The 16,655-nt window shown below is 64.0% G+C and carries 13 protein-coding genes and 3 tRNA genes; 9 read left to right on the forward strand and 7 right to left on the reverse strand.

The window, feature by feature from the left end; translation table 11 throughout:
- Position 1 precedes the first annotated feature (1 nt).
- Together N0B71_RS18650 and acnB are read right to left on the reverse strand one after the other, a co-directional pair.
- A complete protein-coding gene (locus N0B71_RS18650; RefSeq protein WP_259754181.1) occupies positions 2 to 1,204 on the reverse strand; it encodes a CmpA/NrtA family ABC transporter substrate-binding protein in 1,203 nt (400 codons plus the stop codon).
- 413 nt (positions 1,205 to 1,617) lie between these two features.
- Positions 1,618 to 4,227 (reverse strand): bifunctional aconitate hydratase 2/2-methylisocitrate dehydratase, encoded by a 2,610-nt coding sequence (gene acnB, locus N0B71_RS18655; protein WP_259754182.1) that lies wholly within the window; start codon positions 4,225 to 4,227, stop codon positions 1,618 to 1,620.
- 382 nt (positions 4,228 to 4,609) lie between these two features.
- Here acnB and N0B71_RS18660 point away from each other — a divergent pair, with 382 nt between their 5' ends.
- The gene (locus N0B71_RS18660) at positions 4,610 to 5,086 is read left to right on the forward strand and encodes a DUF1289 domain-containing protein (protein WP_259754183.1); all 477 of its coding nucleotides are present in this window, start codon (positions 4,610 to 4,612) and stop codon (positions 5,084 to 5,086) included.
- Between the two features lie 140 nt (positions 5,087 to 5,226).
- On the opposite strand, the gene N0B71_RS18665 is transcribed toward N0B71_RS18660, so the two are convergent.
- The gene (locus tag N0B71_RS18665) at positions 5,227 to 6,090 is read right to left on the reverse strand and encodes a universal stress protein (RefSeq protein WP_259754184.1); all 864 of its coding nucleotides are present in this window, start codon (positions 6,088 to 6,090) and stop codon (positions 5,227 to 5,229) included.
- 172 nt (positions 6,091 to 6,262) lie between these two features.
- Between N0B71_RS18665 and N0B71_RS18670 the strand changes: the two genes are divergently transcribed.
- Positions 6,263 to 6,874, forward strand: coding sequence for a tRNA-(ms[2]io[6]A)-hydroxylase (locus N0B71_RS18670; RefSeq protein WP_442964617.1), 612 nt, complete (start codon positions 6,263 to 6,265; stop codon positions 6,872 to 6,874).
- 161 nt (positions 6,875 to 7,035) lie between these two features.
- On the opposite strand, the gene N0B71_RS18675 is transcribed toward N0B71_RS18670, so the two are convergent.
- From N0B71_RS18675 to N0B71_RS18685, 3 genes are all read right to left on the reverse strand, one after another.
- Positions 7,036 to 8,364 carry an SPFH domain-containing protein gene (locus tag N0B71_RS18675; RefSeq protein ID WP_259754186.1) on the reverse strand — a complete coding sequence of 443 codons (1,329 nt, stop codon included), beginning with the start codon at positions 8,362 to 8,364 and terminating at the stop codon, positions 7,036 to 7,038.
- A gap of 121 nt (positions 8,365 to 8,485) precedes the next feature.
- Positions 8,486 to 9,208 (reverse strand): UDP-2,3-diacylglucosamine diphosphatase, encoded by a 723-nt coding sequence (gene lpxH, locus N0B71_RS18680; RefSeq protein WP_259754188.1) that lies wholly within the window; start codon positions 9,206 to 9,208, stop codon positions 8,486 to 8,488.
- Positions 9,209 to 9,212: 4 nt separating this feature from the next.
- The gene (locus N0B71_RS18685) at positions 9,213 to 9,719 is read right to left on the reverse strand and encodes a peptidylprolyl isomerase (RefSeq protein WP_259754190.1); all 507 of its coding nucleotides are present in this window, start codon (positions 9,717 to 9,719) and stop codon (positions 9,213 to 9,215) included.
- 121 nt (positions 9,720 to 9,840) lie between these two features.
- Here N0B71_RS18685 and N0B71_RS18690 point away from each other — a divergent pair, with 121 nt between their 5' ends.
- Together N0B71_RS18690 and cysS are read left to right on the forward strand one after the other, a co-directional pair.
- Complete coding sequence (locus N0B71_RS18690) at positions 9,841 to 11,523, forward strand: glutamine--tRNA ligase/YqeY domain fusion protein (RefSeq protein WP_259759614.1); 1,683 nt, start codon at positions 9,841 to 9,843, stop codon at positions 11,521 to 11,523.
- Positions 11,524 to 11,526: 3 nt separating this feature from the next.
- On the forward strand, positions 11,527 to 12,915 hold the full coding sequence (cysS, locus tag N0B71_RS18695; RefSeq protein WP_259754192.1) for a cysteine--tRNA ligase: 1,389 nt from the start codon (positions 11,527 to 11,529) through the stop codon (positions 12,913 to 12,915).
- Positions 12,916 to 12,975: 60 nt separating this feature from the next.
- Here cysS and folD read toward each other — a convergent pair whose 3' ends face one another.
- Positions 12,976 to 13,830, reverse strand: coding sequence for a bifunctional methylenetetrahydrofolate dehydrogenase/methenyltetrahydrofolate cyclohydrolase FolD (folD, locus tag N0B71_RS18700; RefSeq protein WP_254473077.1), 855 nt, complete (start codon positions 13,828 to 13,830; stop codon positions 12,976 to 12,978).
- A gap of 261 nt (positions 13,831 to 14,091) precedes the next feature.
- Here folD and N0B71_RS18705 point away from each other — a divergent pair.
- From N0B71_RS18705 to clpP, 5 genes are all read left to right on the forward strand, one after another.
- Positions 14,092 to 14,168: transfer RNA gene (locus N0B71_RS18705), tRNA-Arg, on the forward strand.
- A 31-nt stretch (positions 14,169 to 14,199) separates the two neighbouring features.
- A tRNA-His gene (locus N0B71_RS18710) sits at positions 14,200 to 14,275 on the forward strand.
- Between the two features lie 52 nt (positions 14,276 to 14,327).
- Positions 14,328 to 14,412 (forward strand) — tRNA-Leu (locus tag N0B71_RS18715).
- Between the two features lie 142 nt (positions 14,413 to 14,554).
- On the forward strand, positions 14,555 to 15,865 hold the full coding sequence (gene tig, locus N0B71_RS18720) for a trigger factor (protein WP_259754194.1): 1,311 nt from the start codon (positions 14,555 to 14,557) through the stop codon (positions 15,863 to 15,865).
- 93 nt (positions 15,866 to 15,958) lie between these two features.
- Complete coding sequence (gene clpP, locus N0B71_RS18725; protein ID WP_259754196.1) at positions 15,959 to 16,597, forward strand: ATP-dependent Clp endopeptidase proteolytic subunit ClpP; 639 nt, start codon at positions 15,959 to 15,961, stop codon at positions 16,595 to 16,597.
- The last annotated feature ends 58 nt before the right edge of the window (positions 16,598 to 16,655 follow it).

A 16,655-nucleotide genomic window follows, 5' to 3' on the forward strand; every position in this document is an offset into this window, starting at 1 on the left:
TTCAATCTCGCTCCGCCAGGGCATGCAGCGCGAAGCTGCGGGCATAGCCTGCCGGGTCGCTGCCATCCCAGCGGCGGCCGTCGATCAGGGTCGAAGCGCGCATCTCGGTAGTCGGCACGCTGACGTCCACGGCGCTGGCGGCTTCGCGATACAGGTCGAGTTGCTGGACCTGGCGGGCGATGGCGAGGTAGTCGACGTCCTCGCGCAGCAGACCCCAGCGGCGGAACTGGGTCATGAACCACAGCCCGTCGGAGAGCCAGGGGTGGTTGGCCTGGCCGTCGTTGAAGAAGCGCAACGGGTGGGCGTCCTGCCAGGCATTGCCCAGGCCGTCCTGGTAACGGCCGAGCAGGCGCGGCTCGATGCTGGCGAGCGGGGCGTCGACATAGTCTTCGCTGCTGATCAGTTGGGCAGCGCTGCGTCGGTTGTCGTCGCTGGCCTCGATGAAGCGGCTGGCGTCAAGGAGGCTCATTACCAGGGCGCGGGCGGTGTTGGGGTACTGCTCGACGAAGGCGCGGGTGGTGCCCAGGACTTTTTCCGGGTGGTCCGGCCAGATCTGCTGGCTGGTGGCGAGGGTGAAGCCCATGCCTTCATCCACGGCCAGCGCGCCCCAGGGACCGCCCGCGCAGAAGCCGTCGATGCGCCCGGCCTTCAGGTGCGCGACCATCTGCGCCGGTGGCACCACCAGGCTACGCACGTCCTGCAGCGGGTGAATGCCGTGGCTGGCCAGCCAGTAGTACAGCCACATGGCATGGGTGCCGGTGGGGAAGGTGTGAGCGAGGGTCAGCGGTGCACCGTGCTGGCGCACGTGGCGTTGCAATGCCCCGGCAGTGGTCACGCCGTCGCGCATCAGCGGGGCCGAGAGGTTGATCGACTGGCCGTTCTGGCACAGGCCCATGAGCACGGCCATGTCGGTCGCCGGGGCGCCGCCCAGGCCCAGCTGCATGCCATAGATGAGCCCGTAGAGGCCTTGTGCGGCGTCCAGTTCGCCACTGAGCAGGCGGTCCCGCAGCCCGGCCCAGGAACTCTGCCGCTGCAGGTTGAGGGTCAGCCCGTAAGGCTGGCCAAAGCCTTGGGTGGCAGCCACCACCAGCGATGCCGAATCGGTGAGGGCCATGAAGCCCAGGTTGAGCGCGGTCTTCTCCGGCGCATCGGAGCCAGCCACCCAGGCCAGGTTGTCCGAACGACCGTTGCTGTTGTCGATCATGTCCACCTCTGAACGCACTCCCAACGCACCTTCAATGCAAAAAAAAATGGCGCCGCACCACCTGCCGCTGAAGGGAGGTAGTCGCGACGCCGTTGTCGGGGGCGATCCGCCGTTGGATCGCAGGTATCAGAAGCGCAGCAAGGGCTGTGCCAGCAGGAGCGCGGAAAAAAGAAGCCCCGCCATGGAGGGCGGGGCGCAGAGGAAGGGAGCGCACCTCTGGAGGGTTCCACAAGGGCACCTGAGCACGGATATCGGCAGGAGCCTGTCGTCCACCTTAGACCTCGAGGGCCGGGACGCAACCGGTCAATAAGTATTAGGCCCATCGTGAGGGGCGGGCGCAGGCGCTCTAGGTCGGGCCCTGGAAAAGAAAAAGCCCCGCACTCAGGCGGGGCTTTTCATCACGCGGGGATCACTCAGACCTGGACGGCCGGGATCTTCGCGTTGGCTGCCGCTTCACGGAACTCGGCGATCTGGTCGAAGCTCAGGTAGCGGTAGATATCGGCAGACATGCTGTCGATGTCCTTCGCGTAGGCCATGTACTCCTCGACGGTCGGCAGCTTGCCGATGATCGAAGCGACAGCGGCCAGCTCGGCGGATGCCAGGAACACGTCGGTGGCGTCGCCCAGACGGTTCGGGAAGTTACGGGTCGAGGTGGAGACCACGGTGGAACCGGTCTGCACGCGAGCCTGGTTGCCCATGCACAGCGAGCAGCCCGGCATTTCCATGCGCGCGCCAGCCTTGCCGTAGATGCCGTAGTAGCCTTCTTCAGTCAGCTGGTGGGCGTCCATCTTGGTCGGCGGAGCCAGCCACAGACGGGTCGGAATGCCACCCTTGACCTTGTCCAGCAGTTTGCCGGCAGCGCGGAAGTGACCGATGTTGGTCATGCAGGAACCGATGAAGACTTCATCGATCTTGCGGCCTTCGACGCTGGACAGCAGACGAGCGTCGTCCGGGTCGTTCGGAGCGCAGAGTACCGGCTCCTTGACGTCGGCCAGGTCGATCTCGATGACCGCGGCGTACTCGGCGTCCTTGTCGGCTTCCAGCAGTTGCGGGTTGGCCAGCCAGGCTTCCATCGCTTGCGCGCGGCGCTCCAGGGTGCGGGCGTCGCCGTAGCCTTCGCCGATCATCCAGCGCAGCAGGGTGATGTTGGACTTCAGGTACTCGGCGATGGCCTCTTCCGGCAGCTTGATGGTGCAGCCGGCAGCCGAACGCTCGGCGGAGGCGTCGGACAGCTCGAAGGCTTGCTCGACGGTCAGGTCGTTCAGACCTTCGATCTCGAGGATGCGGCCGGAGAAGATGTTCTTCTTGCCTTTCTTCTCGACGGTCAGCAGGCCAGCCTGGATGGCGTAGTAGGGGATCGCATGGACCAGGTCACGCAGGGTGATGCCCGGCTGCAGCTTGCCCTTGAAGCGCACCAGAACCGATTCGGGCATGTCCAGCGGCATCACGCCGGTGGCAGCGGCGAAGGCCACCAGGCCGGAACCGGCCGGGAAGCTGATGCCGATCGGGAAGCGGGTGTGCGAGTCGCCGCCGGTGCCGACGGTGTCAGGCAGTAGCATGCGGTTCAGCCAGCTGTGGATGATGCCGTCGCCCGGACGCAGGGAGACACCGCCGCGGGTCATGATGAAGTCCGGCAGGGTGTGGTGGGTCTTGACGTCGATCGGCTTCGGATAGGCAGCGGTGTGGCAGAAGGACTGCATCACCAGGTCGGCGGAGAAGCCCAGGCAAGCCAGGTCTTTCAGCTCGTCGCGGGTCATCGGGCCGGTGGTGTCCTGGGAACCGACGGTGGTCATCTTCGGTTCGCAGTAGGTGCCCGGACGTACGCCCTGGCCTTCCGGCAGACCGCAGGCGCGGCCAACCATCTTCTGTGCGAGGGTGAAGCCCTTGCCGCTGTCGGCCGGTGCTTCCGGCTTCTTGAACAGGTCGGATGCAGGCAGGCCCAGCTCGGCGCGGGCTTTCTCGGTCAGGCCACGGCCAACGATCAGCGGGATACGGCCGCCGGCGCGGACTTCGTCCAGCAGGACCGGAGTCTTCAGCTCGAAGGTGGTGACCACTTCGCCGCTGTCATGACGCACGACCTTGCCTTCGTACGGGTACACGTCGATGACGTCGCCCATGGCCAGGTTGGTGCAGTCGAATTCGATCGGCAGGGCGCCGGCGTCTTCCATGGTGTTGTAGAAGATCGGGGCGATCTTGGTGCCGAAGCAGAAGCCGCCAGCGCGCTTGTTCGGTACGTAGGGGATGTCGTCGCCGAAGAACCACAGCACCGAGTTGGTGGCGGATTTACGGGACGAACCGGTGCCGACCACGTCGCCGACGTAGGCAACCGGGAAGCCCTTGGCCTTGACGGCTTCGATCTGCTTCAGCGGGCCGACGGAGCCCGGCTGAACCGGCTCGATGCCGTCGCGAGCCATTTTCAGCATGGCCAGGGCGTGCAGCGGGATGTCAGGGCGCGACCAGGCGTCCGGAGCGGGGGACAGGTCGTCGGTGTTGGTTTCGCCGGGGACCTTGAACACGGTCAGGGTCAGCTTCTCGGCGACGGCCGGACGGGCCTTGAACCACTCGCCATCGGCCCAGGACTGCAGCACGGCCTTGGCGGCGGCGTTGCCCTTCTTGGCGCGTTCGGCGACGTCGTGGAAGGCGTCGAACATCAGCAGGGTGTGCTTGAGTTGCTCGGCGGCGACATCGGCCAGCTCGGCGCTGTCCAGCAGCTCGACCATGGTGGCGATGTTGTAGCCGCCCTGCATGGTGCCCAGCAGCTCGACGGCGCGGGTCTTGGTCAGCAGCGGGGAAGTGGCTTCACCCTTGGCGACGGCAGAGAGGAAGCCGGCCTTGACGTAGGCGGCTTCGTCCACGCCCGGCGGTACGCGGTTGGTGATCAGGTCGAGGAGAAATTCTTCTTCGCCGGCCGGCGGGTTCTTCAGGAGTTCGACCAGACCAGCGGTCTGTTCGGCGTTCAGCGGCTGGGGCACGACGCCCTGGGCGGCACGCTCTTCTACGTGTTTGCGATAGGCTTCAAGCACAGTATTTCCCTCATCAGTGGTCCCGGAGGACGCGTATCCAGGAGACCCCTCCGATCCATTCGTCAGGCATGGTGGACGGTAATCCACTGACCTACGACGGCACCGGCGATCTCCGGGCAGAAGCTGTTTTCAAAGTTTTACGCCGGGGTGGCCTGGGACTGATGGGGCTGGACGCTTGAGGGGAGCGCCCAGACCGCGCGGCTGCCGGAATCTGTGCTTCGTGACGCTTTGAAAACAGCTTCTTTCGGACAATGACGCCAAAAAGGCGCAGCCATTCTAATGGAATTAATGGGCCTTGGTAAGCGGGTTCGCTTGGCACCTGAGGGTGATCTTGCCTAGACAAAGGGCTAACATGCCCGCTTTGCCAGCTACCTGTTTCCCCATGTCTTCTCAGCGCATCAAAACCCCCTGTGTCGGGCTCTGCTCGACGGTCTATGGCGACCTGGTCTGCCGTGGCTGCAAGCGTTTCCACCACGAGGTGGTGAACTGGAACCGCTACGGCGACGAGGAGAAGCGGGCGGTCCTGAGCCGTCTGGAGGTCCTGCTGGCGCAGGTGATGATGGCCAAGCTGGAAGTCTTCGATCAGGCCTTGCTGCGCAGCCAGCTGGAGCAGCGGCAGATTCGCTTCGTGCCCGAGCAGTCGCCCTATTGCTGGGCCTACCAGTTGATCGCCCGCGGCTCGCGGATGATCAACCAGATCGAGGCCTACGGGCTGGCGCTGCTGCCCGAATTCCGCGGCTGGCCGCTGCCGGACCTGCGTGACGCCATCGACAAGGAGTTCTTCATCCTTTCCGAGGCGCATTACGAGCGTTACATCGCGCCAAGCTTCCTGGCCAACGGGCTGGAGTCGCGGGTCTGATCGCCGCCGTGCAATAAGAAAGCCGCCCGATGGGCGGCTTTCTGCTTTTGTAGGAGCGAGCATGCTCACGAACGGGATTCCCGGTAACTGCGGCGCCGGGCTGGTTCGCGAGCAAGCTTGCTCCTATAGCTGCAGGCGCATCACGGTTTGGCGGCGAGCTCCTCGAGGTGGGCGATGATGTCCTCCGGCTTGAGCACCAGGACGTCGCTGGCCAGCGAGTCCAGCACCACTTCGGCGGTGTTGCCGATCAGTGCGCCGGACAGGCCGGTGCGCGCCACGCTGCCGATCACCGTCACGGCGACGTCAAGGTTATGCGCCGCGCGGGGGATCAGTACGTCCGCCGGGCCTTCCTCGATGTGCAGGTGCTGGTCGTCCACGCCGTATTCGGCCTGGAACGCCTTGCAGGCTTCGCGGTACTTGGCTTCGATGGTCTCGCTGAGCTGGAAGGTCGGGTCGGCCGCCGAAAGCATGGGCGAGGGATGGGCACTGATGACATGCAACTGCCCGTGGGCGAGGCCAGCGATGTCATAGGCGTGGCTGACGATGCCGGCATGCAGGGTGCGGTGCTCGATGTCGTTATTGCCGACGTCCACCGCGGCGAGGATGTTGCGTCCGGCCCAGGGTAGGCTGGTCTTCACCAGCAGCACGGGCGCCGGGCAGAAGCGCAGCAGCTTCCAGTCGTCCGGGGTGAGGAGGGCCTTCTTCAGCGGGTTGTCGGGGCTGTGCTGCTTGACCACCAGGCCGCAGCCTTCGGCCTGCTGCTCGGCGATGATGGTCTGGTGCAGATTGTCCTTCCAGGCCTGGCGGCTGGAGGCGCTGAAACCTTCCTGGCGCAGCACGTCGGCCACTTCCTCGAGCTTGGCGCTGTAGTCGGCGCGCCGCTCGCAGGCCAGCAGGTGCAGGTGCGACTGGGTCACGCTGGCGATCAGGCGCGCCCGTTTCAGTGCGAGACCTTCCGGCTGGTCCGGGTCCACGACTACGAGGATGCTACGGATGGCTTGCATGATCGTCTCCCTTCGTGCGCGTTGTTTATGTGGGACAACTGTAGTCGGGATATCTCGTTCATGACGTTGAGGCATATCAACGGCCGACGCTGGTTCCGCGCGGTGGCATTCGTATAATGCTCCGCCTTTATGACACCGGCCAGCCGGTGGGTCGCGTCCTCGGAGCTTGAACATGTTGTCTGAAATCAGGGAATTCCTCGGTTGTGCCACGCCCGATGCGTGGGTGGAAGCCGCGTTGCGGGATCAGGCGGTGATGCTGATCGACCACAAGAACAACGAGTTCAAGGCCGCCAGCACGGCCCTGGCCCTGATCGCCAAGTACAGCGCCCACGAGGAACTGGTGAACTTCATGTCGCGCCTGGCCCGCGAGGAGCTGCGCCACCACGAGCAGGTGCTGGCGATCCTGAAGAAGCGCGGTATCCCGCTGCGGCCGATTTCCGCCGGCCGCTACGCCTCCGGCCTGCGCGCCGTGGTGCGTAACCATGAGCCGCAGAAGCTGGTGGACACCCTGATCGTCGGCGCCTTCATCGAGTGCCGCAGCTGCGAGCGTTTCGCCGCGCTGGTGGATCACCTGGATGCGGATCTGGCGAAATTCTACGGCTCGCTGCTGAAATCCGAGGCGCGGCACTTCCAGGGCTACCTGAGCCTGGCGCGCCGTTACGGTGACGATGCCGATATCGAGCGCCGCGTGGCGGAGATTCGCGAGGTGGAGGCTGGCCTGATCCAGTCGCCGGACAGCGAGTTCCGCTTCCACAGCGGTGTGCCGGTGGAGCAGGCGGCCTGAGGCCCTCGCTGGAATGAAAAAAGCGCCCAATCGGGCGCTTTTCTTTGCCGCTTTTGTAGGACCGAGGGGGTGCCCGGTTCTTGCTCGCGAACCCGCCCAGTCAGCGGAGCCGCCGGGAAATCTGTTCGCGAGCAAGCTCGCTCCTACAAAAAGAGCCGGGCTCAGTCCTTCACCTTCAGGTCCAGCGCCAGGTCACGCGCGGCCTTGGTGGCCAGGACGCCCATCAGTTGGCCGATTTCGTCCTGGCGGCTGCTGGCGCTGGTCGAGCCGCCGGCCATCATCACGCTGGGCACCGGGGCCTGGGCGGCGGCTTCGGCCCACACCTTGTTGATGGCGATCAGCGCGTCCAGCTTGGGTTGCAGCGCGCCGTCGGCCTTGATCACCGCTTCACGGGCATAGGCATCGGCGTCCGCGGTGATCTTGGTGGCCTGGGCGGTCACGGTGGCTTTATCGCGCAGCAATTCGGCGGTCTGCTTCTCGATCTCGGCGCGCTGCTTCTCGCGCTCGGCGTTGATCACGGCCAGTTGCTTCTCGGTTTCCGCCTGGGTCGTGCGCTCGATCTGGTCGCGCAGGGTTTCCTGGCGCTTGGCTTCCACTTCCTTCTCGCCGCGGGCGGTGACCAGCAGCTTCTCTTCCTCTTCCTTCAGGCGGTTCTGGCGGGCCACGGCCAGTTCGGCCAGCGCCTGCTGCACCTTGACCATGCGCTGCTTGTACTGCGGGTTCGGGTCGACGTTGGTGATGCGTGCCTCCACCACTTCCACACCGAACTTGCGGAACTGCTGCTGCTTGCGCACCGGGATGCCCTTGGCGTCGGTGACCTTCTCGGTGACGAACTGGCTGGCGTTGTTGTCGCCGAAGCTGCCCTGTTCGGTGCCGGCCTGGAGGATGGCGGTCTGGTGCGGTACGGCGCCGCGCGGGCCGCGGACTTCCTTGCGCTTGATCAGGTACAGGCCGTCGTTGAGCTGGTTTTCGAACTCCGCGGCGAATTCGCTGCGGGCGCCGGCGTAATAGTCGTCGGCGGTCATCAGCGAGGCGGTGGCCTGCAGGGTTTCCTTGATCGCCGGGACCAGTGCGGTACGGATGAAGTTGTCCGGGTTGCGATATTCCTGGGCCATCTTCAGGAACTGGTCGCCGCCGGGCAGGCGGAATCGCGCCGAGGATTCCACCTTGGCGTCCACGTTGCCGAGGAAGACGATGGGGAAGGCTTCGATGGTGGCGCCCAGTGCGTCGTTGTCGGGGTTGTTGTCGTTCTCGTCCATGACCAGCACGGACTGCACGCTGATGGCTTTCTTCCAGGTGGTGGCGCGGCCGAACCACTTGGTGGCGTAGCCGACGTCGTCGACGACCTTCTCGTCGCCGAAGATGGTCCGCACGTGGGTCATGTAGCCGGCTTCGTTATAGAAGAAGATGCCGTTGAAGAGGATGAAGGCCGCGGCGACCAGGGCGAGGGGCAGGGCGCCGAACTTGATGAGGTTTTCCTTGCTGAACATGTCTCTTCCTTGAGTGAGCAAACCGCGAATGCTGCGCAAGGCCGCCGGGGTTGGTCAAGAGGCGATGTCTGACAGTGCGGGTGGGTTAACGGCAGAAGGCCACCTTGCGGTGGCCGGCCGTTCAGAGCGGGAAGGGGGCCTGCTGCATGCCCTGGTCGTCCGCTTCCAGGGCCCAGCCCTGGCTGTCCCAGTCGCCGAGGACGATGCGCCGCGCGGGGCGGCCGTCGACCTGCAGTTCATGGACGGCGGGGCGGTGCGTGTGTCCGTGGATCAGGATGCGCACACCCTTGTCGCGCATGATGCGCTCCACTTCCGCCGGGGTGACGTCGACGATCTCGCTGGCCTTCATGCGCGTCTGCGCGCGGCTTTCCTTGCGCAGCTTGCGCGCCAGCTTGCGGCGGGTGGCCAGCGGCAGGTTGCGCAGGATGAACAGGCTCACCGGGTTGCGCAGCCAGCGGCGCAGCTTCATGTAGGCCGCGTCGAGGGTGCACAGGCTGTCGCCGTGCATCAGCAGGATCTTCTCGCCGCCCACCTCGATCAGGCTCGGGTCGCGCAGCAGGGTGCAACCGGCCTCGCGGCAGAAGGCCTGGCCGATCAGGAAGTCGCGATTGCCGTGCATCAGGTAGATGCGCGTACCGCTGTCGGACAGCTCACGCAGGGCGCGGGCGATGGCGTGCTGGAACTCATCCATGCCGTCGTCGCCGATCCAGGCTTCGAAGAAGTCGCCGAGGATGTACAGCGCCTGCGCCGTGCGGGCGCGGGTGGAGAGGAAATGCAAGAACGCCCGGGTGATATCCGGGCGTTCCGCTTCAAGATGCAGGTCCGAGATGAACAGGACGCTCATCGACTCACTCGCCGATGACTTCTGCTTTCTCGATGATCACGTCGTCGGCCGGTACGTCTTGGTGGCCGGAGCGCATGGTGGTGGCGACGGTCTTGATCTTGTTGACCACGTCCATGCCGTCCTTCACTTCACCGAACACGCAGTAGCCCCAGCCCTGCACGGTCGGTGCGCTGTGGTTGAGGAAGTCGTTGTCGGCGACGTTGATGAAGAACTGCGCGCTGGCCGAATGCGGCTCCATGGTACGGGCCATGGCGACGGTGCCGATCTTGTTGGCGACGCCATTGTTGGCTTCGTTCTTGATCGACTTGCGGGTGCTCTTCTGCTTCATGCCCGGCTCGAAACCGCCGCCCTGGATCATGAAGTTGTTGATCACGCGGTGGAACACGGTGTTGTCGTAATGGCCGGCCTTCACGTACTCCTTGAAGTTGGCCACGGTTTCCGGCGCCTTGTCGTCGAGCAGTTCAAGGGTGATATCGCCGAAGTTGGTCTGCAGTTTGACGGTGGTAGTCATCAGGGAATTCCGCTCGTTGGAAAAATCGAAGGCCTGTCAGGGGGTTGACAGCTTCGGCTATGATAAGCGCTTTGGTTTGGCTGGCCTACCCTGGCCGAACACCAGCATGATCAAGGACACCATGAGCAAGCCTACCGCCGATACGAAAGAAGCCACTGTTGCCGCCAACTTCCTGCGCCCGATCGTGGCGGCCGACCTGGAAAGTGGCAAGCACCAGAAAATCGTCACCCGCTTCCCGCCGGAGCCCAACGGCTACCTGCACATCGGCCATGCCAAGTCCATCTGTCTGAACTTCGGTCTGGCCAAGGAGTTCGGCGGTGACTGCCACCTGCGCTTCGACGACACCAACCCGGCGAAGGAAGATCAGGAATACATCGACGCCATCGAGGCCGATGTGAAGTGGCTGGGCTTCGAGTGGGCCGGCCAGGTGCGCTATGCCTCCAACTACTTCGACCAGTTGCACGACTGGGCCGTGGACCTGATCAAGGCCGGCAAAGCGTTTGTCTGCGACCTGAACGCCGAGGAAATGCGTGCCTATCGCGGTTCGCTGACCGAACCGGGTAAGAACAGCCCCTTCCGCGACCGCTCGGTGGAAGAGAACCTGGACCTGTTCGCCCGCATGAAGGCCGGCGAATTCCCCGACGGCGCCCGTTCGCTGCGCGCGAAGATCGACATGGCCTCGCCGAACATCAACCTGCGCGACCCGATCCTCTATCGCATCCGTCACGCCCATCACCACCAGACCGGCGACAAGTGGTGCATCTACCCCAGCTACGACTTCACCCACGGTCAGTCGGACGCCATCGAGGGCATCACCCACTCCATCTGCACCCTGGAGTTCGAGGATCACCGTCCGCTGTACGAGTGGTTCCTGGCCAACCTGCCGGTACCGGCCCAGCCGCGCCAGTACGAATTCGCGCGCCTGAACCTGAACTACACCATCACCAGCAAGCGCAAGCTCAAGCAACTGGTCGATGAAAACCACGTGAATGGCTGGGACGACCCGCGCATGTCGACCCTGTCCGGCTATCGCCGCCGTGGCTACACCCCGGCCTCGATCCGTGCCTTCTGCGACATGATCGGCGTGAACCGCGCCGGCGGCGTGGTGGACATCGGCATGCTGGAATTCGCCATCCGTGACGACCTCGATGCCAACGCCGGCCGCGCCATGTGCGTGCTGAAGCCGCTGAAAGTGGTGATCACCAACTACCCGGAAGGCCAGGTCGAGAACCTCGAACTGCCGCGCCATCCGAAGCAGGACATGGGCGTGCGCGTACTGCCGTTCAGCCGCGAGATCTATATCGACGCCAGCGACTTCGAAGAAGTCCCGCCGGCCGGCTACAAGCGCCTGATCCCGGGCGGCGAAGTCCGCCTGCGCGGCAGCTACGTGATCCGCGCCGACGAGGCGATCAAGGATGCCGCCGGCAACATCGTCGAACTGCGTTGCAGCTACGACGAGAACACCCTGGGCAAGAACCCCGAGGGCCGCAAGGTCAAGGGCGTGATCCACTGGGTGCCGGCCGCCGAGAGCGTCGAGTGCGAAGTGCGCCTGTACGACCGCCTGTTCCGCTCCGCCAACCCGGAGAAATCGGAAGAGGGCGGCAGCTTCCTCGACAACATCAACCCCGACTCCCTGGTGGTGCTCAAGGGCTGCCGCGCCGAGCCGTCGCTGGCCAGTGCCACGGCCGAGGATCGCTTCCAGTTCGAGCGCGAAGGCTACTTCTGCGTGGATTCCAAGGATTCCACCGCTGATGCGCTGGTCTTCAATCGCACCGTGACCCTGCGCGATTCCTGGGGGCAGTAAGGGATGGCTGACTTGCAGATCTACAGCACGCTGTCCAAGACCAAGGACGCCTTCAAACCGCTGGTCGGCAACCAAGTGCGCATGTACGTGTGCGGCATGACCGTGTACGACTTCTGCCACATCGGCCACGCCCGCGTGATGGTGGCGTTCGACGTCATCGCCCGCTGGCTGCGCCATCGCGGCTACGACCTGACCTACGTGCGCAACATCACCGACATCGACGACAAGATCATCCGTCGCGCCCAGGAGAACGGCGAGTCGTTCGAAGACCTGACCGCCCGCATGATCGCCGCGATGCACGAGGACGAGGCGCGCCTGTCGGTCCTGCGTCCGGACATCGAGCCGCGTGCCACCGGCCACATCGCCGGCATGCACGAGATGATCCAGACCCTGATCGACAAGGGCTACGCCTACGCACCGGGCAATGGCGACGTCTACTACCGGGTCGGCAAATTCGCCGGCTACGGCAAGCTGTCGCGCAAGAAGATCGAAGACCTGCGCATCGGTGCGCGGATCGAGGTCGACGAATCCAAGGAAGACCCGCTGGACTTCGTGCTCTGGAAGGGCGCCAAGCCGGGCGAGCCGAGCTGGGAGTCGCCCTGGGGCGCCGGGCGTCCGGGCTGGCACATCGAATGCTCGGTGATGTCCACCTGCTGCCTGGGCGAGACCTTCGACATCCACGGCGGCGGTCCGGACCTGGTGTTCCCGCACCACGAGAACGAGATCGCCCAGAGCGAGGCGGCCACTGGCAAGCTCTACGCCGCCAGCTGGATGCACGCCGGCGCGGTTCGCGTGGATGGCGAGAAGATGTCCAAGTCCCTGGGCAACTTCTTCACCATCCGCGAAGTGCTGGAGAAATACCACCCGGAGGTCGTGCGCTTCCTGCTGGTGTCGAGCCATTACCGCAGCCCGATCAACTATTCCGAAGACAACCTGAAGGAAGCCAAGGGCGCGCTGGAGCGTTTCTACACCGCGCTGCGCGGCCTGCCGCAGGTGGCTGGCGCGGGTGGCGAGGCGTTCGTCGAGCGCTTCGGCGCCGCGATGGACGATGACTTCGGTACGCCGGAAGCAGTGGCCGTGCTGTTCGAGATGGTCCGCGAGGTCAACCGCCTGCGCGAGAGCGATACGGCCGCGGCTGCCGCACTGGCGGCCCGCGTGCGTGAGCTGGGGGCTCTGCTGGGCGTGCTGCAGTTGGACGCCGATGCGTTCCTTCAGGCGGGGGCGGCCGGCAAGGTCGATGCGGCGCAGGTCGAGGCGCTGATCCAGGCGCGCCTGGATGCCCGTGCGGCGAAGAACTGGGCCGAGTCCGACCGTATCCGCGACGAGCTGACCGCTCTGGGCGTGGTGCTGGAAGACGGCAAGGGCGGTACGACCTGGCGTCTTGCCGAGTAATCGCCCCCGGAAATGAAAAAGGCCGCTGATCAGCGGCCTTTTTCTTGTCCGTCGCCAGCGTCAGGGATGCAGGTGCTCGGCGGCGTACAGGGTGTTTTCCAGCAGGCAGGCGCGGGTCATCGGGCCGACGCCGCCCGGCACCGGGGTGATCCAGCTGGCGCGTTCGGCGGCCACGTCGTACTCCACGTCGCCCACCAGCTTGCCGTCGGCCTGGCGGTTGATGCCCACGTCGATGACGATGGCGCCTTCTTTGATCCACTCGCCCTTGACCAGGCCCGGCTTGCCGGCGGCCACGACCACCAGGTCGGCGCGGCGGACGTGATCGGCCAGGTCGCGGGTGAAGCGGTGGGTCACGGTGACGGTGCAGCCGCCCAGCAGCAGTTCCAGGGCCATGGGGCGGCCGACGATGTTCGAGGCGCCGACGACGACCGCGTCCATGCCGTACAGATCGACACCGGTGCTTTGCAGCAGGGTCATGATGCCTTTCGGGGTGCATGGGCGCAGCAGCGGAATGCGCTGGGCCAGGCGACCGATATTGAAGGGGTGGAAACCGTCCACGTCCTTGTCCGGGCTGATGCGCTCCAGCAACTGGGAGGCGTCCAGGTGGGCGGGCAGGGGCAACTGCACGAGGATGCCGTCGATGGCCGGATCGGCGTTCAGGCGGTCGATCAGTGCCAGCAATTCATCCTGGGTGGTGCTGGCGGGGAGGTCGTACGCCTGCGAGAGGAAGCCGACCTCTTCACAGTCCTTGCGCTTGTGCGCGACATAGACCTGAGAGGCGGGGTCGCTACCGACCAGGATCACTGCCAGGCCGGGAATGCGCAGTCCTTGCTGGCGGCGTTCATTGACGCGTTGGGCAATCTGCTGGCGGAGGCTGGCGGCGATCGCTTTGCCGTCGATCAGTTTTGCAGTCATGTCGGGGGGATAACCATTAAGGCGGGTGAAAAGAAGGCGCGCATTTTCGCACGCTGCCTCCATTAGGCAAAGGCGGGCACCCCTGATTTGCCGTAACTCCTTTATCTCTTTGAATTTTTTTTAAAAAAGTTGTTGACGGGGTAGGGGCTCATCGATAACATGCGCCCCGCTTGCCGAGCACAGCCTGAAACACGAAAGAGGCGGTGCCAACCGATCCGGTGGTTCCACTGGGTCTGCTTAGCAAGGGTTGCCGCCACTAAAGCGCCCGTAGCTCAGCTGGATAGAGCATCCGCCTTCTAAGCGGATGGTCGCAGGTTCGAGTCCTGCCGGGTGCGCCAAGTGGCGTTCGGTACAAGCAAGTGTAATATGGTGGGCGTAGCTCAGTTGGTAGAGCACAGGATTGTGGCTCCTGGTGTCGTGGGTTCGATTCCCATCGTCCACCCCATATTCCGAAGCGCCAGGCCCAGAGCCTGGCGTTTTCGTTTCTGCGGTACCCTGCGGACGTGGTGAAATTGGTAGACACGCTGGATTTAGGTTCCAGTGGCGCAAGCTGTGAGAGTTCGAGTCTCTCCGTCCGCACCATCTTCTTTCCATAAGCTCTCGCATCCGTGAATTTTCGCAGCTTCCAGCCAGGGTGACTTCTGCATTTCTAGCTACTAGAATGCTTGCCCTTGATTCTGGGAGCCGGAAGGACCGGCTTACGTCTGTGCCACGAGGAATATCCATGCAAGTTTCCGTTGAAAGCACCTCCGCTCTTGAGCGCCGCATGACCGTTGGCGTGCCGGCCGAGCGCATCGAGACCGAAGTCAACAAGCGTCTGCAGCAGACCGCTCGTCGCGCCAAGGTTCCTGGCTTCCGTCCCGGCAAGGTGCCGATGAGCGTGATCCGTCAGCGCTACGAAGCCGCCGCTCGTCAGGAAGCCCTCGGTGACCTGATCCAGGAAACCTTCTACGAAGCCGTGGTCGAGCAGAAGCTGAACCCGGCCGGCGCTCCCTCCGTCGAGCCGAAAGTGTTCGAAAAGGAGAAGGGCCTCGAGTACATCGCAACCTTCGAAGTCTTCCCCGAGTTCAAGGTTGCCGATTTCGACGGCATCAAGGTTGAGCGTCTGCAGGCCGACGTGGCCGATGCCGACCTCGACAACATGCTGGAAATCCTGCGCAAGCAGAACACCCGCTTCGAAATCGTCGACCGCGCCGCGCAGAACGACGACCAGGTGAACATCGACTTCGTCGGCAAGATCGACGGCGAAGCCTTTGCTGGCGGTTCCGCCAAGGGCACCCTGCTGGTGCTGGGCTCCGGCCGCATGATCCCGGGCTTCGAAGAAGGCCTGGTCGGCGCCAAGGCCGGTGAGGAGCGCGTTCTGAACGTGACCTTCCCCGAGGACTACCAGAACCTGGACCTGGCTGGCAAAGCCGCCGAGTTCACCGCTACCGTCAACAGCGTTGCCGAGCCGAAGCTGCCGGAACTGAACGAAGAGTTCTTCGCTCTGTTCGGCGTGAAGGAAAGCACCCTGGAAGGCTTCCGCGCCGAAGTTCGCAAGAACATGGAGCGTGAACTGCGTCAGGCCATCAAGTCCAAGGTGAAGAACCAGGTGATGGAAGGTCTGGTCGAGACCAACCCGATCGAAGTGCCGAAAGCGCTGATCAGCAACGAAGTCGATCGTCTGCGCGTCCAGGCTGTCCAGCAGTTCGGTGGCAACATCAAGCCCGACCAACTGCCGGCCGAGCTGTTCGAAGAGCAGGCCAAGCGCCGCGTGGTGCTGGGTCTGATCGTCGCCGAGCTGGTCAAGCAGCACGAACTGAAGGCTGACGAAGCCCGCGTTCGCGAAATGATCGAGGAAATGGCTTCCGCTTATCAGGAGCCGGAACAAGTTGTTGCCTGGTACTACAAGAACGACCAGCAGCTGAACGAAGTTCGTTCGGTTGTACTGGAAGAACAAGTTGTAGATACTGTCCTGCAGAAGGCCAATGTGACCGACAAGCAGGTATCCTACGAAGACGCGGTCAAGCCTGCAGAAGCTCCGCAAGCGGCCTGATCCAACGCTTCGTTCGATTGTCACAAGCCAGCCTTCGGGCTGGCTTGTGCGTCTATACAGACATGATTTTTTATTAGGGAGTGATCGTCGGACATGCATAATCCTTATATGCCGCAAGTTCCGAACATTCAGGCCGCTGGTGGTCTGGTGCCGATGGTGGTGGAGCAATCCGCCCGCGGTGAGCGTTCCTACGACATCTATTCGCGCCTGCTGAAGGAGCGGATCATCTTCCTGGTCGGCCAGGTCGAGGACTACATGGCCAACCTCGTGGTGGCCCAACTGCTGTTCCTCGAAGCCGAGAACCCGGACAAGGACATCCACCTCTACATCAACTCCCCGGGTGGTTCCGTGACTGCCGGCATGTCGATCTACGACACCATGCAGTTCATCAAGCCGGACGTTTCCACCATCTGCGTGGGCCAGGCGTGCAGCATGGGCGCCCTGCTGCTGGCTGGCGGTGCCGCTGGCAAGCGCTACTGCCTGCCGCACTCGCGCATGATGATCCACCAGCCGCTGGGCGGTTTCCAGGGCCAGGCCTCGGACATCGAGATCCATGCCAAGGAAATCTTGTTCATCAAGGAGCGCCTGAACCAGGTGCTGGCGCACCACACCGGCCAGCCGCTGGACGTCATCGCCCGCGATACCGACCGTGACCGCTTCATGAGCGGTGACGAAGCCGTCAAATACGGTCTGATCGATCAGGTCTTCACTCAGCGTCCTTCTGCCGCCTGAGTCTCTCCGCTGTACCGCGGCCGGTAATCCGGCCGCTCGCGGGCTTGAAAATGCCTGC

This window comes from Pseudomonas sp. GCEP-101 (assembly GCF_025133575.1).
Classification (GTDB): Bacteria; Pseudomonadota; Gammaproteobacteria; order Pseudomonadales; family Pseudomonadaceae; genus Pseudomonas; species Pseudomonas nitroreducens_B.

Excerpts from the sequence above, each read along its gene's own strand:
- clpP (WP_259754196.1), top strand. The coding sequence starts at position 15,959 with ATGCATAATCCTTATATGCCGCAAGTTCCGAACATTCAGGCCGCTGGT.
- N0B71_RS18660 (WP_259754183.1), top strand. The coding sequence starts at position 4,610 with ATGTCTTCTCAGCGCATCAAAACCCCCTGTGTCGGGCTCTGCTCGACG.
- N0B71_RS18690 (WP_259759614.1), top strand. The coding sequence starts at position 9,841 with ATGAGCAAGCCTACCGCCGATACGAAAGAAGCCACTGTTGCCGCCAAC.
- N0B71_RS18670 (WP_442964617.1), top strand. The coding sequence starts at position 6,263 with ATGTTGTCTGAAATCAGGGAATTCCTCGGTTGTGCCACGCCCGATGCG.
- N0B71_RS18665 (WP_259754184.1), bottom strand. The coding sequence starts at position 6,090 with ATGCAAGCCATCCGTAGCATCCTCGTAGTCGTGGACCCGGACCAGCCG.
- lpxH (WP_259754188.1), bottom strand. The coding sequence starts at position 9,208 with ATGAGCGTCCTGTTCATCTCGGACCTGCATCTTGAAGCGGAACGCCCG.
- N0B71_RS18685 (WP_259754190.1), bottom strand. The coding sequence starts at position 9,719 with ATGACTACCACCGTCAAACTGCAGACCAACTTCGGCGATATCACCCTT.
- N0B71_RS18675 (WP_259754186.1), bottom strand. The coding sequence starts at position 8,364 with ATGTTCAGCAAGGAAAACCTCATCAAGTTCGGCGCCCTGCCCCTCGCC.
- tig (WP_259754194.1), top strand. The coding sequence starts at position 14,555 with ATGCAAGTTTCCGTTGAAAGCACCTCCGCTCTTGAGCGCCGCATGACC.
- N0B71_RS18650 (WP_259754181.1), bottom strand. The coding sequence starts at position 1,204 with ATGATCGACAACAGCAACGGTCGTTCGGACAACCTGGCCTGGGTGGCT.
- cysS (WP_259754192.1), top strand. The coding sequence starts at position 11,527 with ATGGCTGACTTGCAGATCTACAGCACGCTGTCCAAGACCAAGGACGCC.
- folD (WP_254473077.1), bottom strand. The coding sequence starts at position 13,830 with ATGACTGCAAAACTGATCGACGGCAAAGCGATCGCCGCCAGCCTCCGC.